The sequence below is a fragment of the Campylobacter sp. RM9333 genome, assembly GCF_020137705.1.
In the GTDB taxonomy this organism is placed as follows: Bacteria; Campylobacterota; Campylobacteria; order Campylobacterales; family Campylobacteraceae; genus Campylobacter_E.
The window spans coordinates 24363-47278 of sequence record NZ_JACGAY010000015.1; the positions used below are offsets into that span (position 1 = coordinate 24363).

A 22916-nucleotide genomic window follows, 5' to 3' on the forward strand; every position below is an offset into this window, starting at 1 on the left:
TTTTACTCCTTGCTAATCGCTATTATCTTTAAATCACTTTTAGGATCACAATGAGTATTAACATATATTTCATTATTATCATCTTGCAATCTTTCTTGAAATTCTAAGAGTTCAAACATTCCTAAATCATCGTTATGTATGATATGTAGTATCGTTGGGGTGCAAAAGCCTTGTATTTCATCAAAACTCTTATATATCCTAACCTTGCCACCATCTTTACATACCATACAAATCTCATCTAAAAGGTTTATAATTTCGTTTGTTGGTTGGCATTCTTCTTCAGTAGCCATTTCATCTTTTATGCTTTCTACTAGCTCTCGTGCTGTTTCATAACCTATGTCTAATTCTCTTTGCACATACGCTATGCTTGGGTTTTTTGCATAAAGTTCTTTTACTTTATCTATCATCTTATCTCCTTTTTATTAAATTTGTTTTTATAATACAATTTATTAACTATCATTTTATCTCCTTAAAAACTATCATTTTAAACCCTTTTGCTCTTGAATCTGTATAAATCTCAAAAGTTAATTTTGATGGGATGCTATCTCCCCCGTAATAGCCCAAAAATTCCCTATATTCACTACCCCTAAAATTCCCACAAAACCTTACTATCCTAACATCTCTTGGGACAAACTTATAAAACTTTTTATACTCACTAATCTTTAAAGTCTTATATTTACAAATTTGCTCATAAAACTCATCGCAATACTCATCATTATAAAAAATCTCTTCAAGCACCCTACTATCACCCTTACAAACAAAATCATATTTATTAGCACTTATGATATGCAAAATCCCATCACCCCTTGGGCTAAGATTTTTTACCTTTTTTAGTATTTTTCTAGCCTTTATATCTAAAAAGTTTTTATACTCTAAATGATGAAGAATGGTATTTGCTCTAGCCATGTCAATGTCAAGCTTAAGACTTAGATACCTTGCGTCTATCAAGCCACCTTTATGTAAAAGCTTCTTTGCCTTGTCATAAAGCTCATCTTTAGGTAGCAAATCCTTAGCAAATCTTATAAAACTTCTAGCAAACCGCCTATTTACTACCCAAGCTCTATAAATCCTATCCTTTGTATCGCATAACTTCACATAAACATCAAAAATCCCCCTATCATAAACCACATCTATAAGCTTACGAGAGCTAGTTTTTGTGACCTTGCATTCTGCATTAAGCCTTATTAAAGGCTTAGTAAAAACCACGCTTGAGTTTGTATGAATATCTCTTAAAGAATATAAATCGCTAGAAAATATAACTCTAGGATGTTTTAGACTAAGACAACCCATAAACATTTCATCAGCATTCTCAACGCCTTTTAAATCAAGCTTATTTATATACCTTAAATTAGTGCAGTTTTTAAACATTCTTTTAGTGTTTCTTAGATAATTTGAAAAACAATGTGGCTTTTTTGTGATATTCATATCAAGGCTTATAAGGTTTTTGCACCCGTGAAACATACCTTCAGCACTTTTAAGTTTATTAAATACTAGCTTAGGAAGGCTTTTTAGATTTATGGCGTTATTAAACATATATGAGGTATCTCTAACTTGTCCAAGCTCCCAAGATTTTAAGCCACTAAAATCACTCCTAGTGCTACCATCAAAAACAAAACTCAAATTAATTATCCTAGAAGTATCAATAAGGCTTAAATCATCTATGCAAAACACCAAAAGCTTTAACTCAAATCTGTTTTTAGGCTGATATTTTTCGCCGTTTTTTCTAATGTTTGCGTGGCGAAGTAAAAAATCTTTGTATGATTTATGGCTATGGCGATAGATATCAAAAAATGGGCTTTCGCTAAGCTCTTTGAGATTTAGGTTTTTAAGCTCTAAGTTATCATAATCCATATCAACCCCAACCATAAAAAACCTAAACTCCTCACAACTTTTCATATCAAGGCTGATTTTAGTAGTGATTTTACCCATGCCATCTAAAGCTAGATTTGTTTGATTGAAAATATAAGAAAAATCCTTGCATTTGCTAGTATTTAGGCAAATTTCGTTTGTTAGCGTAGCGTTTTCAAATATACCTTTAACACTTAAAACATTGCTAAAATCCCAGTGATTTATATCAGCTAAATCAGCTCTTAAACTATTCTTAAAAAGATAGTTCATATCAGTGATGGCACTTGTATCAATTAGTTTTAAATCTATTTTTGGATTTTTAACTAGTCTTGATAATTCAGCTTTGTCCTTAGGAAAATACTTTTTCATACAAACTCCTTAAATATTTTATGAAGTTATACCATAAAAGTAGTCCTGATTATGTCCATATGTGATTTTTTTAAAAAAAATTTAGGAATTTTATAAATTAAAATTCCTAAATGAAATTATTTTAAATATTTTAAACATACTCCTGAATAAAATGCAGCGGCATTAACTAAAGTATCATCATCATAAATATATCTAGGGTCGTGTAGATAATAATCATTCTTATTTAAAATAAAGGCATAAGCACCTTTGCAATGCTCTAACATAAAAGAAAAATCTTCACTACCCATTAATGGCTCGTGAAATTCATCACAATTTTGCTCTCCAAATAATTCACACGCTACACCAAAAGCTAATTTTTGCGCTTCATCATCATTAATTGTAGCTGCTCCTATTTGAATAAATTCAAGCTCAACTTTTACCTTAAAAAGCAACTCGCAAGATTTAGCAATATTGTTTAATTGCTCTATTATCGTATTTCTATCATCATTATTAAAAGTTCTAATATTAGCAAGTAATAATGCCTTATCTTGTAAGATATTAAAGCTAGTTTCATTTCCACTTAGAGCTGCTCCAAATGTTATAACAGCTTGATTTTTAGCCGCTATATTTCTAGCAGTTATAAATCCCGCTTGGGTTATAAAATGAGCCATCGCACCCATTACATCACTAGCTTTTTCAGGAGCACTACCATGCCCACCAACTCCACTAATATTTACCCTAAGTGCGTCAGCTCCTGCCATCATAGCTCCACGCTTAAGACAAAATAATTTATTAGTTTTACTTGGGATATTGTGATAACCAAATATAAAATCACTTTTAAATCTAGTAAATAAATTATCATCAATCATAGCTTTAGCACCGCCTCTACCTTCTTCAGCAGGTTGAAAGACAAAATTAATAGTGCCATCAAATTCACTCTTACTTAAATATTTAGCCGCTAATAATAAACTCGCCGTATGTCCATCATGCCCACAAGCGTGCATTAAACCTTCGTTCTTAGAAGCATAGCTTACTCCACTAGCTTCGTTTATTACAAGTGCATCCATATCAGCTCTTAAAGCTATGCTTTTATTTGAATTACCTTTCTTTAAAACCCCAACAACTCCTGTTACGCCTACATTTTCATAAACTTCTATGCCAAATTCTCTTAATTTGTTCGCAACTAACTTTGCTGTTTTAAATTCTTTTAATCCTAGTTCAGGATTTTCGTGAATACATTTTCTAATCTCTATAAACTCGCTTGAGAGTTTTTTAATCTCTTCTATCATTTTAACTCCTTTTTCATTTCTTTAAATTCTTGTGCTAAAAACTTCGCTGTATAGCTTTTATCAGCATATTTTTTAGCAAGTTCTAATGGATTACCTGTTGCAATTATCTTACCACCCCTAAAACCGCCTTCAGGACCCATATCTATAATATAATCAGCGTTTTTGATTAAATCCAAATTATGCTCAATTACAAAAACACTATTTCCAGCATCTACTAAATGCTGCAATACTTTTACTAATTTTTGTGTATCTGCAAAATGAAGCCCAGTAGTTGGCTCATCAAGTAAATAAAGTGTATTTCCTGTATCACTTCTACTTAATTCTTTAGAGATTTTTATCCTTTGAGCTTCCCCACCACTTAAGGTTGTAGCGTTTTGACCTAAGGTTATATAATCAAGCCCTACATCCATTAAGGTCTTTAATTTTTGCTTAATCTTAGGGTGTTTTGCAAAAAACTCATAAGCTTCTGCTACACTCATTTCTAAAACATCAGCTATATTTTTGTCTTTATATTTAATCTCTAGTGTTTGATGGTTGTATCTTTTACCCCCACAAGCATCACAGGTAATATTTACATCGGGTAAAAAGTGCATAGAGATTTTAAGCTCACCTTCTCCACTACATTTTTCACACCTTCCACCTGCAACATTGAAGCTAAAGCGACCGATTTTATATCCTCTAATCTGTGCTTCAGGAACATTTGCAAATAAATTCCTAATCTCATCCATAAGCCCTGTATATGTTGCTGGATTGCTTCTTGGAGTTTTTCCTATTGGACTTTGATCTAGAAAAATTACTTTGTCTAATTTATCAAGACCTTTGTATGTAATATCATTAATTACTGCTTTTGCTCTATTTAGATTTGCTCTTGCAATTGGTAGAAGTGAATGCAGCATTAATGAGCTTTTACCACTACCGCTTACTCCTGTTACACAAACTAAATTCCTAAGTGGGAATTTCACACTTAAATCCTTTATATTGTTTTGATTAATTCCGCTTAATTCTAAATATTCATCACTCTTTCTAGCCTTATAAAGGTCTATGTCTTTTTTACGATTTATATACAATGCAGTTTCGCATTTGCTTTTAAGTAATTCTTTATAAGTGCCATTAAAGATAATCTCCCCACCACTAGTTCCAGCCCTAGGTCCAATCTCAACGATTACATCAGCACTCTCAATTGTCTTTCTATCGTGTTCTACTACTATTAGAGTATTTCCTTTAGCCTGCAAGCTTTTTAGAGTATTTATTAGTTTTTGTGTATCTCTTTCATGAAGACCTATACTAGGCTCATCTAATACATATAAAACCCCGCTTAATCCACTTCCAATTTGAGAAGCAATCCTAATTCTTTGAGCTTCTCCACCACTAATTGTCCTTGCATCTCTACCTAGTGTTAAATACCCCAAGCCAACATCATTTAAGAAAAATAATCTTTCATTAATTTCTTTAATAATAGGATAAGATATTTCATAATCTTGCTTATTTAAATTATTAAAATTCTCTATTTTAAAAAATTCGCAAATCTCTTCAATAGGTGTGCTAATAACTTCTGCTATGCTTTTACCATTTACCAACACAGCTAAGCTTTGCTCGTTTAATCTAAAGCCTTTACAAGATGGACAGGTTTTTTCTGTTATGTATTCGTTAAAATCTTTATCATCTTTTAAGATTTCATAACTTATTTTAATAGCTCCATCAAAAGTTTTTTTGATATTATGTTTATTCCATAAAAAGCTAAATTCCGTAGCACTTCCGTATAAAATAAGCTTTTTTTGATATTCACTTAATTCTTCATAAGGCTTATTTGTAGGGATTTTTTCTGCTTCGCAAAATGCTAAAAGTAACTTTGAATAATAACTTTTATTAAAGCCCATCATAGTGCGAACTGCACCATCTTCTATGCTTCTTTCATAATTTATGATTTTTTCTTGGTCAATACTCATTCTAATGCCTAAACCATCACATAAAGAACAAGCTCCTTTAGGACTATTAAATGAAAAGCTTAAAGGCTCAAGTTTATTAAATGAAATTTTGCATTTAAAACAAGCATTATGAAGCGAATAATGAATATTTTTATTACTTTCTAATAATTCTAACTCACACTCACCATAACTTAGACTTAAAGCTTTTTCAACAGCTTGAGCTAAACGACTTTTATTATCATCACTAATTCTTAGCCTATCAACTACTAATTTAATAGTATGCTTTTTAGTTTTAGCTAATTCTATTGGCTCATCTAGTCGTGTTAGTGTGCCGTTTATTAAAATATTTATAAAACCTTGAGCTTTTAGGCTTTCAAGAAGTGGTGCGAATGTGCCTTTTTTTTCTTTTACTAAAGGAGCTAAAATCATTGCCTTTTCGCTAAATTTTGCCATTTCGTTTATTATATCTTCTGTATCCATTTTATTGATTTTTTCTCCGCATTTATGACAATGCTGAACTCCGATTTTTGAATACAAAAGTCTTAAATAATCATATATTTCAGTAATTGTTCCAACGGTTGAGCGTGGGTTTTTGCTAGTTGATTTTTGATCAATTGCAATAGCAGGGGTTAAGCCTTCTATTTTTTCTACATTTGGTTTTCTAAATTTATCTAAAAATTGCCTAGCATAAGCACTAAGGCTTTCTATATAACGGCGTTGTCCTTCTGCATAAAGCGTATCAAAAGCTAAAGTAGATTTTCCACTACCGCTAAGCCCTGTAAAAACTATTAATTTATTTTTAGGTAGTGTTAGACTTATATTTTTTAAGTTATTTTCACTTGCGTTTATAACTTGAATTTCATTATTCATTAAATACTCCGTGTTGTTTTAGAACTTCTATTATTGATAAGGTCAATACAAATAATAAAAATCCTATGAAAAGTTTTTTTTGCGTATTATTGCTAATTTTATGAAACAGCCAATTACCAACCCAAACTCCAGGCAAACTTGAAATAGCAATTATTGCACCAGCAGTATAATCAACATGATTTGTAATTGCCATAGAAACAAAAGCAGCACTTCCGGCAAAAGCTACAAAAAGACCGCTAAATGAAGCAGCTTTTTTGATATTAAAATTACAAATTGCAACTAAAGCAGGCGTGAGTAATGCTCCACCACCTATCCCACCACTTGTAGCAATTGCACCTATTATTAAACCTACGAAAAATTGTAATAATTTTGAATTCTTTTCAGGCTCAATTGGATTTGCAGGAGTAAAATAAAGTTTAACAATAGCCCAAATAATTAAAAAACAAATAATATAAGCAATCATTAAATTGCTTGCAAATTTCATAATAAAACCAACGCTAAAACCACCAACTAAACCACCTAAAGCAGGATATAAAGCATTTTTTACTTGCAATGTGCCTTTTTTATAATTTAAATACGAATTATAAAAAGATGAAAAAACCATTTGCATAACGCTAATTCCAACAGCAATCTTAGGCGAATACCCAACAAAAGTTGTCATAATAGGCACAACAGCAGTTCCGCCACCTATTGCAAAAAGTCCTGCAGTAAAACCAACTAAAAGCCCATCTAAAATAAAAATAATATAAGTAAGTAATGTATATTCTTCTATCATAAAAAACTCCTAAGGCGTAATCTTAATTAACTTAGCTTACACTTTTCTTTCTTATAATAATTAAAACTTATTTAAGGAAAGATTAATGCTTGATACAATTGATTATTCAGTTAAACATTTTTTTAAACATATTTTAAGAAGTAAATTAGAAACCACAAATTCTTTAGATGAAGCTGAATATTATGGTGCTAGTATTTGTTTAGGAGATAATGTAAAAGAATTATTTTGTTATTTAATATTTAAAAAAGAAAGCTTACAAGCTCTTGCTTCAAGATTATTAGGCGATGATGATAAGATGAGTGAAGATGATTATTGTGATTTATGCAAAGAAGTAGCAAATCAAATCATAGGCTATGCAAAAAGATTATTAGCTGATGCTTATGATGATTATTCAATTAGTGTGCCTGAATATTTAGGAAGGGTAAGTGATTTTAAATTAGGCTTTACTCACGAGTTTTTTTATAAACTAGAAAATAATACCTTTTGCGTTGGTATAGTAGAGAAGAAAAAATAATGCAAACACAAGAGCAACCTACTAGAATTCTAAATGCAACTTATGAAGAATTGCTAGATGTTAGCGTAGATTTTATAAGTGAGTTAGGAACTACACAACTTAGCGTTAGAGAATTTTTAGAACTTGGAATTGGCTCTGTTATTGATTTAGAAAAACCAGCAGGTGAGAGTGTAGAACTTTATGTAAATAATAGAATTTTTGGTAAAGGCGAAGTAATGGTTTATGAAAGAAATTTAGCAATTCGTATAAATGAAATACTAAGCTCAAAAACCGTTATTCAATATTTTAAAAAAGAGTTGTGATGAAAAAAATAATCTTACTACTAATTAGTTTAAATCTTTTTGCGAACAATATCATAAATTATAATATTTATAAAAGAGATGATAGGATTGATGTTATGCTAAGCTTTGATTCTCCATATAACGCAAAAGATGGAGATATTAGAATATTAAGTGGAAGCGATTATGTAGGCGTAGTATTAAATAATGTTAAAATTTCTGAAAGAAATTCTCAAATATTAAATATGCCTTACGCAGAACAATTATTAATGTATCCATTAGGCGAAAGCACGGTTTTAGAATTTAAAACAAAAGAAAAAATAAATGTCATTCCTGCACTTACAAAAGATGATGGTTTTGGGCTTAGAATTAGAGTTATGCCAAAAACCACAAGCCAAGTGCAAAATAATGAAATAAAATATGCAGAAGATAATAATATAGATAGTAAATTGTATTCAATGATAGGTGTTTTAGCAATATTAGTATTAGTATTAATATTTATAAAAAGACAACTTGCAAAAAAAGGTAAAATATCTAATTTAAATTCTAAGCAAAAAGTTGCTAGTTTTTTAAATATTAATGAAAATCAAGCCGTAGTAATTTGCGAAAAACAACTTGATAAAGATAATAAATTCATAGTTATTGATTATGAAAATTCAAGATATAAATTAATAATAGGAAATACAAATATTTGGCTTGATGCACCTAATCAAACTGAAGAGAATTTTGAAAGTTATTTTGAAGAAAACAAACAAAAATTACAAAATATGATAAAGCAAAATGCTCTTAATTCATATAAAGAAAAAATAAGTAAAATATAAGGAGTTAAAATGAGAAATAGAAATAAAAAAACAAAAATAACAATATTTTTTTCAATAATTATAGTTGTTGTATTGGCAAGTTTTATTGCTTTTTCAAATACTTTTGAAAGAATTGCTCCTAATATTTCTTTAGACAACAACCAAGAAGATACAATTTATTGGAATGCTAGAGATAAAATAAATTTAAAAGTTGAAGATAATTTAGGACTAAAAAATTTAAAAGTTGAATTTAGTAAAGATAACGAAGAAACAAAAAATATATTAATAAATAAAACTTTAAATGGCAAAGAATTTAATGTTGAATTAGACCTTCCAAAACCAAAATTTAATGAAAAATTAGATAAATACACAATATATATTAAAGCTAATGATAAAAGTTTGTGGAATTGGTTTGGTGGAAATGTAAGCGAAAAAATAATTAATGTTATAGTAGATAATAAAAAACCTCAAGTAAGCGTAATAGCTAATTCATACAATATAACTCAAGGCGGTGCTGCTAGCGTTGTATTTTACGCACAAGATGATAATCTAACTGATTTATATATAGAAGTTAATAATAGAATTTTCAAAGTTGTTCCTTTTATGAAAGATGATTATTACATAGCTTTAATTGCTTGGGATTTAAGAGATGGAGATGAATTTGAAGCTAGAATTGTTGCAAAAGATAAAGCAAATAATATAATTAAAGAAAGAATTCCATATTATTACTCAAATAAAAAATATAAAGTTTCACATATTGAAGTAGGAGACGCTTTTATTGATGGTAAAATTAGAGATTTGTATGAAGCAAATTCTGATAATTCTTTAAGCGATAGAGCTTTAATATTTGACTTTGTGAATGCGAAATTAAGACAAGAAAATGAAAAATTAATTCATAAAGTTACACAAGTAGTAAGCAATGAATTAGTAACTGATTTTAAGCTAAATGCGTTTTTACCACTAAAAAATGGTATGAAAGTTGCAGATTTTGGCGACCATAGATATTACAAATATAATGGAAATCAAATTAGTGAAAGCTATCATATGGGACTTGATTTAGCAAGTACAAAAATGGCACCTATTGTGTTAGGAAATGATGGTAAAATAGTTTTTGCACAAGATAATGGAATTTATGGATTGAATTTAATAATTGATCACGGTTTAGGTCTTTATACTTTATACGGACACTGCACTAAAAAAAATGTAGAAATTGGCGATATAGTTAATGCTAAAAGCACTATAGCTAATACAGGAACAAGTGGTTTAGCATTAGGGGATCATTTACATTTTGGTGTTTTGGTTCAAGGTGTTGAGGTAAGACCAGAAGAGTGGATGGATACTAAGTGGCTTAATGATAATATATTTGGAATTATCAAAAAAGCAAAAGAAGTTATAAACAAAAAATGAGGGAAAAAAATGTTACAAACTACAATAGCTAAAGAAGTAACAAATGTTGGAATTGGACTACATAAAGGTAGTGCTATTAAGATAAAATTTAGCCCACTAGGTGCTAATAGTGGAGTGGTATTTCATAGAACAGATATTAATAAATTTTACGAAGCAAATTATAAAAGCGTAATCAATACTCAAATGGCTACGGTAATTGGAGATAAAGATGGTTATATATCTACAATTGAGCATTTAATGAGTGCTGTTAGCTCTTATGGAATTGATAATTTATTAATAAGTATTGATGCAAATGAAGCACCTGTTTTAGATGGTTCAGCGGCTGGTTTTTGTGCTATGCTTGATGAAGCAGGTATTAAACAACTTGACGCTAAAAAACAAATATTTGTTGTTAAAAAAGAAATAAAAGTTCAAGAAGGAGATAAATTTGCAAGTCTTAGTCCTACAAATGCTCCTACTTATGATTTTACTATAAACTTTAAGCACCCATCAATTAATACTCAAAACTATATTTACAAGGCTAATAAACAAAATTTCATAAATGAAATTGCAAGTGCTAGGACTTTTGGGTTTTTAAAAGATGTTGAGTATTTAAAATCAAAAGGATTAGCATTAGGTGGTAGTTTAGAAAACGCTGTTGTTTTAGATGATAATGGCATATTAAATCCTGAAGGATTAAGATTTAGCAATGAATTTGTAAGACATAAAATCCTTGATGCGATTGGTGATTTATATATGTTAGGTAAAGCAACTTTTGCTAACTATAAAGCTTACGCAAGTAGCCATGATTTAAATCATAAACTAACTCTTGAATTGCTAAACAATCCAAATTCTTATGAATTAGTAACTCTTAGTGATGATACAAACAAAGATTTATTAAAGGCATTCACATTAAACTTTTAGTAGTGCCTATGGCAAATCTCATTGGAATATATGATGATAATAATTTGTTAAAAGAAGAAATCAAAATCATAAATAAAACCAGTGAAGATTTGCCAAAAATTATGCAAGAGCTATTAAATAAATATAATTTTAGCGAATTAGCCTATGCTAATGGACCAGGCTCATATATGTCTTTAAAAATTGTTTATGTATTTTTAAGCACAATTGCCCTTGTTAAAAACATACCATTAAAAGCAATTAGTGGTTTTACATTTACAAAGAATAACTTAATAAAAGCTAATAACAACTTATATTTTACCCTTGCTGATGATAAAATCAAATTAATTAAAAATGATAATTTTAAAGATGAGTTTTTTATACCAAATGAGTATAATTTCAAATTCTTAGAAAGTAATTTGCCAAATTATTTTTTACCTGCTATTTAGGAATATAAATGAGAAACGAAATATGTTTAAAATCACCCGCTACTAGTGCGAATTTAGGTGCTGGATTTGATTGTCTAGGACTTGCTTTAGACTTTTATAATGAAACAATAATTAAAAGAAATAATTTTTTTAAAATATCTATTAAGGGTGAAGGTGAAGATAATCCTTATCTTAAAAAACATAATTTATTTATTACCATTTTTAATGAAACTTACATAAAGCTAACTGGTAAAAAAGACTTATTTAGCTTTAATTTCATAAACAATATTCCTTTAAGTCGTGGATTGGGTAGTTCTAGCTCTATAATTGTAGGAGCAATTGCTAGTGCTTATTATCTAGCAGGACTTGAAGTTAATAAAGATACCATATTAAACAACGCCTTAATATACGAAAATCATCCTGATAATATTAGCCCTGCGGCACTTGGTGGATTTGTTTGTTCAGTAGTTGATAAGGATAATGTAAAATATATAAAAACTGATATTTCTAGTGATGTTAAAGCAGTAGTTTGTATCCCAAATAAACAAATCTCAACAAATGTTAGTCGTTCGGCTTTACCTAAGCATTTAAGCCTTGCTGATACTAGCTTTAATATAAGCAGAAGCTCGCTTACAACTGCAGCTTTTATGAGTAAAAATTATGAAATGTTAAAGATTGCAAGTTTTGACAAGCTTCACGAAAATCGTAGAATGAAAGCTGTTCCTGAATTATTTAAAGTGCGTGAATTAGCTCGTAAAAATGGTGCATTAATGAGTAATTTAAGTGGTTCTGGTTCAACTTTTTTTAATCTATGTTACAAAGATGATGCAAACAAACTAAAAACCATACTAGAAAATAATTTTCCTAATATGAAAGTATTAGAGCTTAATTTCAATAATCAAGGAATAATAATAAGCTAATTTTGCTTATTTAAATATTCCTTAGCTTTATATAAAATATCCTTATCTAAAACCTCATCAAAATACTTAAAGCTAATTCCGTGCTGAACATCTCCATCTATTAAATCCCCGCTTTTTCGGTTTTCTAAGTCAATTTCGGCTATTTTAAATCCATCTAAGGTATTAGCAAATTTAATCAATCTATCACTAAATTCAAACTTGCTAAGCAAATAACAATAGCTCTTAACCCCATTTCTTCCTACTCTTCCACGAAGTTGATGAAGTGTAGATAAGCCGTATCGCTCGGGTGCAACGATTACAATTATACTTAATCTTGGCAGTGAAATTCCAACTTCTACGATAGTAGTGCTTAGTAATACATTTCCATTTTCAGCAAATTGCAATAATATATTATCCTTTTCTTTATCCTTGCCGTGCGTATAATAAACTTTATCAAAATTCTTCTCATAAAAGCTAATAACACTCTCAAGTGGTTTATAAGATGAGTTTTTGCTCTCTTCTATTAAAGGATAAACTATTATTGCTTGATGATTTTGTTTGTTTTCGCTTTTTATGTGATTAAATAATTCATTGCTATTTGCTATTGTGATTAGTTTTGTTTCTATTTCTTTTTTAAATGGTAGTTCTTTTATAAAAGAATAGCTGTAAATATCACTATGAATTAATGCAGTTGTCCTTGGTATTGGCGTAGCTGAAAACTCTATATAATGCGGATTTTCTTTATTGTTTGTAGCTAAATCTTTAAGCTTCATTCTTTGCTTAGCCCCAAATCGTTGTTGCTCATCAACCATAACTAAAGTAGCATCATCTAAACTAGCCCACAAAAGTGCGTGAGTGCCTATTACAAAATTTGCTTCTTTTAATTCATCTTGCATTAATTTAGTCTTGCTAGATACAAAATGCAATATCTTTAAAAACCCTGGCAAAAGTCTTTTAGCTTCATTATAAAGTTGTTGGGCTAAAACGCTTGTTGGTGCCATTAAAACCACTTTTTTAGGATAGCACATAAGTGCTGCTGCAAAAATCACTAAGCTTTTTCCACAACCAACATCTCCCATTACTATTCTAATTTTATGATGAATACTTTCAAGATCATTTTTAATATCATTTATCGCATTTATCTGGTCGCTTGTCGGCTTAAAAGGTAGAGATTTTAGCCATTTGTTTATATCAAAAGTTTTAATTTTTTTGTATAAAGTATCGTTTTTATAAGTTTCATTAAGTCTTTTTATGTGATGGTAAATCTCAACAAATTTTAAGCATTCGTTTAATTCTTTTGAATTAAGCAATTTCATTGCTTCTTGGCTATTTTCTTTCATAATTAATAGCAATTTTATATGCTCATCTAATAAATTAAATTCTTTTAAAGCTTCGTAAGTTAAATATTTATTTTTTATCTTACAAATCTCTTTATCACTTACACCTTTTATCAAATAATTAGCAGTGATTTCTCCACTATCTTTAATGATTTTTGGATTAATAAACTGCAAAAGTCCTGCAAAATCGCCTAATTTCCCATAAATAATTAGCTCTTTATTTATAGCAAAAAGTGCATTATGAAAAGGTCTTAGATTAAATATAGTAATAGTGCATTCACACTCCCAATTATATGAATACGCAATTATACTAAGCCTTTTGCCCGGTAGTTGTTTTTTAGATTTTATTATAACTTTTGTGCAATTTAGCTCATTTAATATAGGCTCATTATTTAATCTTAAATCATCAAATTTTTTAGGCATTAAAAGAGCTAATTCAACTATATCTTTGCAAGATAATTTTTCTAAATCCTTATTCATTATTACCTATTACATAAAAACTAAGCTCGGTAATGCTTTTTTGATTTTTTAAAAAATCATTACAAGTTTTAAGCTCTAAATCTTTAATTATCTTTGTAATTTCTCTTAATTCGCCTTGTTTTAAATCACTAAAACACTCGCTACTTGCAATGCTATGACGATTTTGAGTGGTTGAGTATTTTAAAATCTCACTACCTACTAAAAAATCTTTAGCCTTTTTAAACTCATCTTCACTTATTCCAAATTCTACTAATTTTTTAAACTCTTCTTGAACTATTTTTATAGCTTCTTTTTTGCTTTCATTTTTTGTTTGTAAATAGCCTGAAATAAGATAATTTTTCTTAAACGCTACTAAAAACGCAAAAGCCGAATAAGCTAAGCCCCTTTTTACTCTGATTTCTTCGGTAATTCTTGAGCCAAATCCACCGCCTAAAACATAAATAGCAAGACTTATAATAGCTCTTTCATAAATGCTTTTAATCTCTACACTGCTTATAAACCTAACAAAAGCTTGTGATATTTCTTTGCTTTCTTCTTTATAAAAACTCTCATTTGTTTTTAATTTTTCATAAGAACTTTGCTTATTGTTTAAAAGTTTTTTAACCTTACTAATATCATCTAAATTTGCACTAATTACTATCTTATTTGCTTGATTTTTAAGGTTTAAAATATAGTTTTTAAATTCTTTTTCATCTAAAGCTTCAAAATCGCCAAATTTATCATTCTTAAAATCATTTTTAAAATAATTCTCATATAATTTCATCTTTGCTAAATTATCGTAATCTTGAATATGGATTAAAAAATAATTTTTTATTTTGTTTTTGATTAATTCAAAATTAGTAATTTCGGTATTTAAAAGCATATTATTAAAAGCATTTAAGCAATTATCAAGCTCTTTTTTAAGACAAACTATATCAAATGTAAAATCAAAATAATTAGCACTAGCACTAATATTGATTGCACTTTGCTCTAATTTTATATAAAACTCATCATCTAAACTCTCATTGTAAAAAAACTCAGCTGCCATAGCATTAGCATTATGAAAAATCCTTCCATAATTAGGATAGCTAATACTAATATATACTAAATCATCATTGGTTTTTAAATGCACAAAATTATTCATTGTAGTATTCCAAAATATTATATGCTGTATCTCTTTTAGCTGGATTTTCGCCTAAATCACGGATTAATTCTATCATTTGCTGTTCATTCATTCTATATTTTGCACCTGCAGCTGCAACAACATTTTCTTCCATCATAGTCGAGCCTAAGTCATTTGCTCCAAATTTTAATGCGAGTTGCCCTACTGCACTTCCTTGAGTAACCCAAGAGCTTTGAATGTTTGCAAAATTATCTAAATATATTCTAGAAATTGCTAATAATCTTAAATATCTATTAGAACTTGCATTCATTAAATGTGGATTTTCAGCCTTTAATCTAGTGTTTTTACCTTGAAAACTCCATAAAATAAAAGCTCTAAAGCCACCTGTTATATCTTGAAGATTTCTTAAATAGTCTAAATGCTCAATTATTTCTTCATCGCTTTCAACATGTCCAAACATCATAGTTGCACTACTAAGTAAGCCTAATTCATGAGCTTCTTTATGAATTCTTAGCCAAGTAGCAGTATCGCATTTGCTAGGTGCTACCATATCTCTTACTCTATCGCTTAAAATCTCCGCACCTGCTCCAGGTATAGAAAATAGCCCGCAATCACTCATTCTTTTTAATACTTCTTTAGTGCTAATTTTGCTAATTTTTGCAATATATTCAATCTCAACTGCACTAAAGCCGTGAATTGTAATACTAGGATAATTTGTGCTTATATATCTTAATAAATCTTCATACCAAGTAATATCAAGCTTTGGATGCACTCCGCCTTGAAATAATATTTGAGTGCCACCAATTGCTAATAATTCTTCAATCTTTTGTCCGATTTGTTCGTATGTTAAAATATAACTATCACTATCCTTTGCGTGACGATAAAAAGCACAGAATTTACAATCAACTAAACAAATATTTGTGTAATTAATATTTCTATCTACTACAAAAGTAGTAAGTTTGCTTGGATGAAGCTTATTTTTTACTGCATAAGCAATCTGACCTAAAGTAGCTAAATCAGAATTTCTTAATAAATTAAGTGCTTGTTCTTTAGTAATTCTTGGGACTATTCCTTTTGGTGCATAAGGATTTTCCCAATCTTTATGGATATTAAATGCTGAAGTTTTATAATTTGTATTTATTTTTTTACTTAATAATGCTGCGTTCATATTGTCCTTACTTTATATAATTTATTAATGAGCCAAGACGCTCTATTCTACATTCAATCTTATCGCCACTTTTTAAAAATTTAGGTGGATTAAAGCCCATTCCAACACCACTTGGAGTGCCTGTGCTAATGATAGTTCCAGCCTTTAAACAGGTGTAATTTGATAATTCTTTTAAGATATAAGGAATATCAAAAATTAATAAATTAGTATTAGAACTTTGTCTTAATTCATCATTTACAAAACATTCTATTTTTAAATTACTTGCTTCTTTTATACTAAGACTTGTATTTATAAAACTACCAAACGGGCAAGAATTAGCTAAACTTTTTCCCATATACCATTGCTTATGTTTGTTTTGAATTGCCCTATCGCTAATATCATTTAAAATGGTATATCCTAAAATATAATCATCAAAATCACTTGTATCATCTAATTTATAAGCATCTTTTCTAAGTATAAATGCAAGTTCGCATTCATAGTCTAATTTTTCGCCACTAATATCTAAAATATCAAATGGATTAGAAAACTCATTTACTCTTTTTGCAAAATAAACAGCTTCTTCTCTTTTACCATCAAACTCAATTCCTTTAAATTTATAGCTTTCTTTTGCGTGTTCTAAATAATTTATCCCTAAGCATATAATATCTTGATAAGGAGATTTGATTGGAGATAATAACTTAACTTCGCTAAGCATAAAAGCATCTTCAATCAATTCTAATCTATCAAAATAAGAAGAATAATTTTTAAAATAACCCACCTTATTATTATCGCCTAAATTCCCATGATAAACTACATTATCTTTCATAAATCTAATCAATTTCATACTAACCCCTTTTTACTAGATTTTCTAAAATATATTGCTCTAATTTTGTCTTAGGTATGCTAAGTTCATTTGCTTTATTATAAATTTCAACAACAATTGCGTTGTATTTTTCATATTCAAAATGCGATAAATGTATTTGCCACGCTGCTTTTATTTGTCTAAGACTTGCTATTTTTCTTGTATAAATCTTAAAAATATCAAAACATATAAAAATAGCAGAAGTTACAAATACAGCACTAATTAAACTAAAATGAAAGTCAATTTTTTCAAATAAAAAATGAGTAGCAATAGTTAATGGAGTAAGCACGATTAAACACAATATAAAATATATAAAATAAGTATTAAAATAATTAAACTTAAAATGTAATTTCGCTGGGTCAATTAACATTCCTTCATTATAAAGGCTATTTGCTTCTATTAAATCTAAAAATTTTACAGGCTCATTTGAGAATTTAAAAAGCTTATTAATTAGTAATTCTTTCATTTCAATCCTTAAAAATTTCATTATATTTTAACGCTGCTAAATCAAAAAATTCTTTAGCTTTTTCATCTCCTAAAGATTTTTGAACGCACTCTTCAAATTCTGGTAAAAGTTTTAATAATTTATCTTTTAATTCATCGCTAGGCAAAGTCTTTATGGTATTTAAAACAGATACTAAAGCTAAGGCTTTTTCTTTATCATTTTCAGGCATTAAACTTGCGTATTTATTAAATATTTCTTCTAAATTATCGCACAATAATGCACATTTTTCGTTTTCATTATGAATTAGGCTTAAAACTTCTTCTTGAGTAAAATTAGCTGTATTTTTTTCTTCTTTTCTTACAAAATCTCCATGTTTATCAAGCTCTTTAAAAACCTTTTTTAAAATAGTTACGAAAAACAATACTATAAAAATTATACCTATTACATAAATTCCAACTTCATTCATAGTCTATTTCCTTTTTTAAACACATTATCATAAACGCTTAAAGCTACTGCTATAAAAATTATAATAAATGATATTAATTTATGTTGATTTATTGGCTCATTGTATAAAAAAATAGCAACTAAAAAAGAAATTATCGGGCAAATATATTGCATATATGAAAGTAATGTTAAGCTTAATTTTTGCGTAGCATAATTGTATCCTAACATAGGTAGCAAGGTTACAAGCCCACTAAGTGCAAGTAATACTCCTAAATAATCAATATCAAAATGAGCTAAATTTGTTGGGATAGAAAATAAAAATATTAAAGCAAAAGGAGTGATTAATAATGTTTCTAAGAAAAACCCATAAACGCTACTTACATAAACTTTTTTACGAATAATCGTATAAAAATTAACTAAGAGCGCTAAAGTAATTGATAATATAGGTAAAGCTCCTAAAGTAATTACTTCAAATAAACACGCAAAAATCACTAAACTAACACTAATAATTCCTAATTTACTCATATTTTCTTTTAAAAATACTTTTGCAAAAATTATCCCAAATAATGGACTTAAAAAATATCCTAAAGAAGTTTCTAAAATCAAATTCTTTTGAATCATATAAATATAAAGACCCCAATCTCCACTAATTAAAGCACCACAAATAAAAAGATTAAAAGCCATTTTTAAAGATTTTAATTCTTGTAAGGCTTTTTTAAATTGCCCTATAATTATTAAAAATATTGCTAAAAATATAACCGACCAAACTATCCTATGCGACATTACTACAAAGGCATCTAATGTATCAAGTTGTTTGTAAAAAATAGGCACTAAACCCCAAAATACAAAAACAACAAAAGCTACAAAAAATCCATAATTCATAAAAATTTTTCCTTAAAATGTAAAACTTATCTCATATAATCATAATTTACTAAATTAAAAAAAGGAGAAACGATGAATTGGTCGCTAGATTCATATAAAAATTATAAAGCTCTTCAGCAACCAAACTATGAAAACAAGGAAGAATTAGAAAATGTAGTAAATGAATTAAAATCGTATCCACCTTTAATATTTGCTATGGAAGCAAATGAATTAAAAAACGAATTAGCAGCAGTTTGTAAAGGAGATGCGTTTTTATTACAAGGTGGTGATTGTGCTGAAAGCTTTAATGATTTTAGTGCAAATAATATCCGTGATATGTTTAAATTATTTTTGCAAATGGCATTAGTTTTGCAATTTGGTGGGTCAAAAAAAGTAGTAAAAATTGCTCGTATGGCAGGACAATTTGCAAAGCCTAGAAGCTCTGATTTTGAGAATAAAGATGGCATAAGCTTACCAAGTTATCGTGGAGATATTATAAATGATTGTGAGTTTTGCGAAAGTGCAAGAGTTCCAAAAGCTAAAAAAATGCTAAAAGCTTATATGCAAAGCTCTGCTACGCTTAATTTACTTCGTGCATTTAGCGTAGGTGGATTAGCTGATTTAGCCCAAGTGCATAAATGGAATTTAGGTTTCGTAAGACGCGCTGATATTGATGATAAATACGCACTTTTAACTCAAAGATTAACAGAAGCACTTGATTTTTTTAAGGCTTGTGGAATAACTAGCTTAAATGATGCTAGATTGCATGAAACAAAAATCTACACAAGCCACGAAGCCTTGCTTTTACCTTACGAAGAAGCACTTACTAGAATAGATAGCTTAAGTGGAGCTTATTATGATTGTTCAGCTCATATGCTATGGATTGGCGAGAGAACTCGTGGGCTTGATGATGCTCATGTGCATTTTTTAAGCGGAGTTAAAAATCCAATAGGTGTTAAAATAGGACCTAATGCTAGTGCTAGTGATATATTAGCCTTAGCTGATAAGCTAAATCCACAAGATGAAGCAGGAAGATTAAATATAATCATTAGAATGGGTGCTAGTAAGATTAAAAATCTTGAAAATATCTTTAAAGAATTAAGCAAAGAGCAAAGAAATATAATCTATAGCATAGACCCAATGCACGGCAATACTCAAAGCGTAAATGGTTATAAGACTAGAAAATTTGATGATATTTTAGATGAAGTTAAAAATTTCTGGCATATTGCAAGAGCTAATAATATAATTCCTGGTGGGGTTCATTTTGAAATGACAGGACAAAATGTAACCGAATGTTTAGGTGGAAGCGTAGGAGTTAGCGAAAGCGATTTAGCAAGACGCTATGAGACCCAATGCGATCCTAGATTAAATGCAGACCAAGCATTAGAACTTGCATTTTTAATAGCTGAATTAATGAAGCAAAAATGAAAAACATTGTTTTAATCGGTTTTATGGGCTGTGGTAAAAGCACAACTGCAAGAAGGCTTAGTAAGATTATTAAAAAAGAAGTAGTAGATACTGATAGCATAATAAAACAAAGAACTGGGCTTGAAATTAAAGAGATTTTTGAGCGTTATGGAGAAGAATATTTTAGGAATTTAGAAAAAGAATTAAGAGATGAATTAGCCACAAAAAGTGATTTAATCATCTCTTGTGGCGGTGGTTTTGCTAATTTACAAGATTTAAGAAAATTAGGTTTTGTAGTGTTTTTAGACCTTAGTTTTTACAAAATCGCAACAAGACTTAAAAACGATACTAAACGCCCATTATTTGATGAAAAGGCGAAATTGCTTTATGATAAAAGAATGCCACTTTATAATAACGCTTGTGATATAAAAGTAAATATTTTAAATCTAAAAGCAAGAGAACTTGCTAAGATTTTAGAATTTTTCTTAGGCACTAATATCACAAATGATGTTAGAAAAGCCTTTATAAAACCTAGTCTAAATAGAAAAATAAATCGCAAAATTAAACCTATAAAAACTGATAAGTTTAAATTAAACCCAATAAGAGCTAATTAACTTAGCTCTTATTATTGCTTCCCCATTTACACATCATATTAAGAATTGGTATTAATGATTTTCCTTTATTGCTTAGACTATATTCAACCTTAGGTGGGATTTGCGGATATTCGGTGCGTATTATTAAATCATCTTGCTCTAATTCTTTTAATGCCTTTGTTAAACTCTTAAAAGAAATTCCAACAAGCATTCTTTTAAGTTCATTGTATCTTATAATCTCATTGATTGATAAAAGATACAAAATACTCATTTTATATTTTCCTGAAATTAGGTTTAGCGTATAATAAATTCCACATTTACTATAATCATTTTTTCTTTTCATTACTCTCCTTTTAGTTAGTATCTAACAATTTTGTTCGTATTGACTTAAAATAAAGTAAAAATTATAATACAATTTTATTTTTAAACAAGGAGAAATTATGAAAAATGTTTTATTAGTTAATGGTGCTAAAGCTTTTGCTAATGCAGGTGCAAGACTGAATGCAAGTTTGCAACAAGTTGCGTATGATACTTTAGTAGAAAATGGTTTTAATGTAGAACAAACCATAATTGATGATGGATATGATGCGTTAGAAGAAGTAGAAAAATATGTAAGAGCTGATATTATAATTTATCAAATTCCAGGATTTTGGATGAATGCACCTTGGATAGTATGGGAATATTTTTCAAAAGTTTTTGGAGCTGCTTTTGGTAAATTATGTGCTAGTGATGGAAGAAGTAGAAGTGATGCTAGTAAAAAATACGGCTCTGGTGGGCTTAGTCAAAATAAAAAATATATGCTATCTTGGACTTGGAATGCACCTGAAGAAGCATTTACTGATAAAGAGCAATTTTTTGGTGGTGTCGGTATTGATGGAGTTAGCTTAAATCTTCATAAAACTCACGAGTTTTTAGGTATGAGTGCACTTAAAACTTTTGCTTGTTATGATGTAGTAAAAGACCCGCAAGCAGAAAAATATTTTAAAGACTATAAAGAACATATCTTAAATGAAATAGTAAAAAAATAATATTTTGGATTTAGGTTTTCTAAATCCAAAATTAAAAAAAATTAAATTTATTTTAAATATTTTTAATAATTTTATAATTTAAATTATAAACAAATAATTTATATATTTTTAAGTTCATATTACCTATAATCAAAATCTTAATCTAAATCAACAAACAAGGAAAAACTATGAAACTATCAACCAAAATTGCATTGTTTTCATTCATTGGAATTTTAATTAATTCTATAGTTTTAGTATCACTTCATAAATACTATGATAACTACTCTGTAAATTACACAAAACATACGGTAGAAGATGAAATCTTAACCGCTAAAAAACAACAGGTTAAAGCCCTAGTAGAAAGCGTTTTAAGGTATTCTGGTGCTATTTATGAAGAGTATAAAAATGATAATAACTTAAGTGAGTTTAAAAATAAACTACAAGATTATTTATCTAAAGTAAGATTTGGTAGAGCAAATAGTTATTACACCGTGTTTGATAAAGATGGAAACATATACTATCACCCATCTGCTTCTTGGATAAACAACAATAAATTTAACGAAAAAGACGCAAAAGGAATGTATTTCATACAAGAAATGATTAAGAGTGCTGATAATAATGATGGTTATATAAGATATTTTTATGAAGATTCAAATTCTAATAAAGTTACTGAAAAACTAGCATATACAGGTAAGGATAAAGCAAGCGGTCTTTATTTTATGACTTGGTTATCTTGGGAGACAATTAGCAAAACTTCAATAGAAAAAGTATCAAAAGATACAGAAGAACAAAGCTATAATAATATGATTACTTTTATAATTACTACTGCACTTATAATAGTTGCGATTGTAAGCTTATCAATTATCTTCGTAAAATTCCAAATCACTCGCCCACTAAACAATCTAACAGCTAAATCAAACGAACTTAGCAGTGGAGATGGAGATTTAACTAAAAAGCTAGATGATAAAGGC

24 protein-coding genes are annotated in these 22916 nt (G+C 28.9%); 11 read left to right on the plus strand and 13 right to left on the minus strand.

Features of this window, described 5'->3' with window-relative positions:
- Positions 1-2: 2 nt before the first annotated feature.
- The 5 genes from AVBRAN9333_RS06265 to AVBRAN9333_RS06285 all read right to left on the minus strand — a co-directional run bounded on the left by AVBRAN9333_RS06265 (position 3) and on the right by AVBRAN9333_RS06285 (position 7055).
- Positions 3-407: a hypothetical protein gene (locus AVBRAN9333_RS06265; protein ID WP_336609621.1), complete on the minus strand. Its 405-nt coding sequence runs from the start codon at positions 405-407 to the stop codon at positions 3-5.
- 49 nt (positions 408-456) lie between these two features.
- Entirely contained in the window at positions 457-2217 is a 1761-nt protein-coding gene (locus AVBRAN9333_RS06270; protein ID WP_336609622.1) for a BspA family leucine-rich repeat surface protein, read from the minus strand.
- A gap of 116 nt (positions 2218-2333) precedes the next feature.
- On the minus strand, positions 2334-3485 hold the full coding sequence (locus tag AVBRAN9333_RS06275; RefSeq protein WP_336608112.1) for a M20 metallopeptidase family protein: 1152 nt from the start codon (positions 3483-3485) through the stop codon (positions 2334-2336).
- On the minus strand, positions 3482-6280 hold the full coding sequence (uvrA, locus tag AVBRAN9333_RS06280; RefSeq protein WP_214119901.1) for an excinuclease ABC subunit UvrA: 2799 nt from the start codon (positions 6278-6280) through the stop codon (positions 3482-3484). Before uvrA ends, AVBRAN9333_RS06275 begins: the two co-directional genes overlap by 4 nt.
- Positions 6273-7055, minus strand: a complete 783-nt coding sequence (locus AVBRAN9333_RS06285; RefSeq protein WP_214118121.1) for a sulfite exporter TauE/SafE family protein — start codon at positions 7053-7055, stop codon at positions 6273-6275. Before AVBRAN9333_RS06285 ends, uvrA begins: the two co-directional genes overlap by 8 nt.
- Before the next feature lie 85 nt (positions 7056-7140).
- Here AVBRAN9333_RS06285 and AVBRAN9333_RS06290 point away from each other — a divergent pair, with 85 nt between their 5' ends.
- From AVBRAN9333_RS06290 to thrB, 7 genes are read left to right on the plus strand one after another with little or no spacing between them, the layout of a single operon-like run.
- Entirely contained in the window at positions 7141-7569 is a 429-nt protein-coding gene (locus AVBRAN9333_RS06290) for a chemotaxis protein CheX (RefSeq protein ID WP_214118123.1), read from the plus strand.
- Positions 7569-7871, plus strand: coding sequence for a flagellar motor switch protein FliN (gene fliN / locus AVBRAN9333_RS06295; RefSeq protein WP_214118125.1), 303 nt, complete (start codon positions 7569-7571; stop codon positions 7869-7871). Before AVBRAN9333_RS06290 ends, fliN begins: the two co-directional genes overlap by 1 nt.
- On the plus strand, positions 7871-8668 hold the full coding sequence (locus tag AVBRAN9333_RS06300; RefSeq protein ID WP_336609623.1) for a hypothetical protein: 798 nt from the start codon (positions 7871-7873) through the stop codon (positions 8666-8668). The genes fliN and AVBRAN9333_RS06300 overlap by 1 nt, the downstream gene beginning before the upstream one ends.
- Before the next feature lie 9 nt (positions 8669-8677).
- Positions 8678-10054: a M23 family metallopeptidase gene (locus AVBRAN9333_RS06305; RefSeq protein WP_336609624.1), complete on the plus strand. Its 1377-nt coding sequence runs from the start codon at positions 8678-8680 to the stop codon at positions 10052-10054.
- Between the two features lie 9 nt (positions 10055-10063).
- Positions 10064-10957, plus strand: a complete 894-nt coding sequence (gene lpxC / locus AVBRAN9333_RS06310; RefSeq protein WP_214119904.1) for a UDP-3-O-acyl-N-acetylglucosamine deacetylase — start codon at positions 10064-10066, stop codon at positions 10955-10957.
- Between the two features lie 8 nt (positions 10958-10965).
- A complete protein-coding gene (locus AVBRAN9333_RS06315; RefSeq protein ID WP_214119905.1) occupies positions 10966-11382 on the plus strand; it encodes a tRNA threonylcarbamoyladenosine biosynthesis protein TsaB in 417 nt (138 codons plus the stop codon).
- Between the two features lie 8 nt (positions 11383-11390).
- Positions 11391-12281: a homoserine kinase gene (thrB, locus tag AVBRAN9333_RS06320; protein WP_442862232.1), complete on the plus strand. Its 891-nt coding sequence runs from the start codon at positions 11391-11393 to the stop codon at positions 12279-12281.
- Here thrB and recG read toward each other — a convergent pair.
- The 7 genes from recG to rarD are packed head-to-tail and all read right to left on the minus strand — an operon-like array spanning position 12278 to position 18959.
- The gene (gene recG, locus AVBRAN9333_RS06325; protein ID WP_336609001.1) at positions 12278-14077 is read right to left on the minus strand and encodes an ATP-dependent DNA helicase RecG; all 1800 of its coding nucleotides are present in this window, start codon (positions 14075-14077) and stop codon (positions 12278-12280) included. The two genes, thrB and recG, sit on opposite strands and share 4 nt — an antisense overlap.
- Positions 14070-15200 carry a M16 family metallopeptidase gene (locus tag AVBRAN9333_RS06330; protein ID WP_214150296.1) on the minus strand — a complete coding sequence of 377 codons (1131 nt, stop codon included), beginning with the start codon at positions 15198-15200 and terminating at the stop codon, positions 14070-14072. The genes recG and AVBRAN9333_RS06330 overlap by 8 nt, the downstream gene beginning before the upstream one ends.
- Positions 15193-16347, minus strand: a complete 1155-nt coding sequence (locus AVBRAN9333_RS06335) for a dehypoxanthine futalosine cyclase (protein WP_214118140.1) — start codon at positions 16345-16347, stop codon at positions 15193-15195. Before AVBRAN9333_RS06335 ends, AVBRAN9333_RS06330 begins: the two co-directional genes overlap by 8 nt.
- A 7-nt stretch (positions 16348-16354) precedes the next feature.
- Complete coding sequence (locus tag AVBRAN9333_RS06340; RefSeq protein WP_214118142.1) at positions 16355-17170, minus strand: fumarylacetoacetate hydrolase family protein; 816 nt, start codon at positions 17168-17170, stop codon at positions 16355-16357.
- 1 nt (position 17171) lies between these two features.
- Positions 17172-17654, minus strand: a complete 483-nt coding sequence (locus AVBRAN9333_RS06345) for a hypothetical protein (protein ID WP_214118144.1) — start codon at positions 17652-17654, stop codon at positions 17172-17174.
- A gap of 1 nt (position 17655) precedes the next feature.
- A complete protein-coding gene (locus AVBRAN9333_RS06350) occupies positions 17656-18099 on the minus strand; it encodes a hypothetical protein (RefSeq protein ID WP_214118147.1) in 444 nt (147 codons plus the stop codon).
- A complete protein-coding gene (gene rarD, locus AVBRAN9333_RS06355; protein ID WP_214118148.1) occupies positions 18096-18959 on the minus strand; it encodes an EamA family transporter RarD in 864 nt (287 codons plus the stop codon). Before rarD ends, AVBRAN9333_RS06350 begins: the two co-directional genes overlap by 4 nt.
- A 72-nt stretch (positions 18960-19031) precedes the next feature.
- On the opposite strand from rarD, the gene AVBRAN9333_RS06360 reads away from it, so the two are divergent.
- Both AVBRAN9333_RS06360 and AVBRAN9333_RS06365 read left to right on the plus strand, forming a co-directional pair.
- A complete protein-coding gene (locus tag AVBRAN9333_RS06360) occupies positions 19032-20366 on the plus strand; it encodes a class II 3-deoxy-7-phosphoheptulonate synthase (RefSeq protein WP_214150298.1) in 1335 nt (444 codons plus the stop codon).
- A complete protein-coding gene (locus tag AVBRAN9333_RS06365) occupies positions 20363-20959 on the plus strand; it encodes a shikimate kinase (RefSeq protein ID WP_214118152.1) in 597 nt (198 codons plus the stop codon). The genes AVBRAN9333_RS06360 and AVBRAN9333_RS06365 overlap by 4 nt, the downstream gene beginning before the upstream one ends.
- A 1-nt stretch (position 20960) precedes the next feature.
- On the opposite strand, the gene AVBRAN9333_RS06370 is transcribed toward AVBRAN9333_RS06365, so the two are convergent.
- On the minus strand, positions 20961-21281 hold the full coding sequence (locus AVBRAN9333_RS06370) for a winged helix-turn-helix transcriptional regulator (protein ID WP_336609625.1): 321 nt from the start codon (positions 21279-21281) through the stop codon (positions 20961-20963).
- 97 nt (positions 21282-21378) lie between these two features.
- Between AVBRAN9333_RS06370 and AVBRAN9333_RS06375 the strand changes: the two genes are divergently transcribed.
- Positions 21379-21966: an NAD(P)H-dependent oxidoreductase gene (locus tag AVBRAN9333_RS06375; RefSeq protein ID WP_336609626.1), complete on the plus strand. Its 588-nt coding sequence runs from the start codon at positions 21379-21381 to the stop codon at positions 21964-21966.
- A 167-nt stretch (positions 21967-22133) separates the two neighbouring features.
- Positions 22134-22916, plus strand: a 783-nt coding sequence (locus AVBRAN9333_RS06380; RefSeq protein ID WP_336609627.1) for a cache domain-containing protein, incomplete at its 3' end; no start/stop codon positions are given.

Bases quoted from the DNA above. Each gene is read 5' to 3' on its own strand.
- AVBRAN9333_RS06375 (WP_336609626.1), top strand. From the start codon at position 21,379: ATGAAAAATGTTTTATTAGTTAATGGTGCTAAAGCTTTTGCTAATGCA.
- AVBRAN9333_RS06315 (WP_214119905.1), top strand. From the start codon at position 10,966: ATGGCAAATCTCATTGGAATATATGATGATAATAATTTGTTAAAAGAA.
- AVBRAN9333_RS06270 (WP_336609622.1), bottom strand. From the start codon at position 2,217: ATGAAAAAGTATTTTCCTAAGGACAAAGCTGAATTATCAAGACTAGTT.
- AVBRAN9333_RS06340 (WP_214118142.1), bottom strand. From the start codon at position 17,170: ATGAAATTGATTAGATTTATGAAAGATAATGTAGTTTATCATGGGAAT.
- AVBRAN9333_RS06345 (WP_214118144.1), bottom strand. From the start codon at position 17,654: ATGAAAGAATTACTAATTAATAAGCTTTTTAAATTCTCAAATGAGCCT.
- fliN (WP_214118125.1), top strand. From the start codon at position 7,569: ATGCAAACACAAGAGCAACCTACTAGAATTCTAAATGCAACTTATGAA.
- AVBRAN9333_RS06335 (WP_214118140.1), bottom strand. From the start codon at position 16,347: ATGAACGCAGCATTATTAAGTAAAAAAATAAATACAAATTATAAAACT.
- AVBRAN9333_RS06370 (WP_336609625.1), bottom strand. From the start codon at position 21,281: ATGAAAAGAAAAAATGATTATAGTAAATGTGGAATTTATTATACGCTA.
- recG (WP_336609001.1), bottom strand. From the start codon at position 14,077: ATGAATAAGGATTTAGAAAAATTATCTTGCAAAGATATAGTTGAATTA.
- AVBRAN9333_RS06265 (WP_336609621.1), bottom strand. From the start codon at position 407: ATGATAGATAAAGTAAAAGAACTTTATGCAAAAAACCCAAGCATAGCG.
- AVBRAN9333_RS06300 (WP_336609623.1), top strand. From the start codon at position 7,871: ATGAAAAAAATAATCTTACTACTAATTAGTTTAAATCTTTTTGCGAAC.
- AVBRAN9333_RS06350 (WP_214118147.1), bottom strand. From the start codon at position 18,099: ATGAATGAAGTTGGAATTTATGTAATAGGTATAATTTTTATAGTATTG.
- rarD (WP_214118148.1), bottom strand. From the start codon at position 18,959: ATGAATTATGGATTTTTTGTAGCTTTTGTTGTTTTTGTATTTTGGGGT.
- AVBRAN9333_RS06305 (WP_336609624.1), top strand. From the start codon at position 8,678: ATGAGAAATAGAAATAAAAAAACAAAAATAACAATATTTTTTTCAATA.
- thrB (WP_442862232.1), top strand. From the start codon at position 11,391: ATGAGAAACGAAATATGTTTAAAATCACCCGCTACTAGTGCGAATTTA.
- uvrA (WP_214119901.1), bottom strand. From the start codon at position 6,280: ATGAATAATGAAATTCAAGTTATAAACGCAAGTGAAAATAACTTAAAA.
- AVBRAN9333_RS06285 (WP_214118121.1), bottom strand. From the start codon at position 7,055: ATGATAGAAGAATATACATTACTTACTTATATTATTTTTATTTTAGAT.
- AVBRAN9333_RS06275 (WP_336608112.1), bottom strand. From the start codon at position 3,485: ATGATAGAAGAGATTAAAAAACTCTCAAGCGAGTTTATAGAGATTAGA.
- lpxC (WP_214119904.1), top strand. From the start codon at position 10,064: ATGTTACAAACTACAATAGCTAAAGAAGTAACAAATGTTGGAATTGGA.
- AVBRAN9333_RS06360 (WP_214150298.1), top strand. From the start codon at position 19,032: ATGAATTGGTCGCTAGATTCATATAAAAATTATAAAGCTCTTCAGCAA.
- AVBRAN9333_RS06330 (WP_214150296.1), bottom strand. From the start codon at position 15,200: ATGAATAATTTTGTGCATTTAAAAACCAATGATGATTTAGTATATATT.
- AVBRAN9333_RS06290 (WP_214118123.1), top strand. From the start codon at position 7,141: ATGCTTGATACAATTGATTATTCAGTTAAACATTTTTTTAAACATATT.
- AVBRAN9333_RS06365 (WP_214118152.1), top strand. From the start codon at position 20,363: ATGAAAAACATTGTTTTAATCGGTTTTATGGGCTGTGGTAAAAGCACA.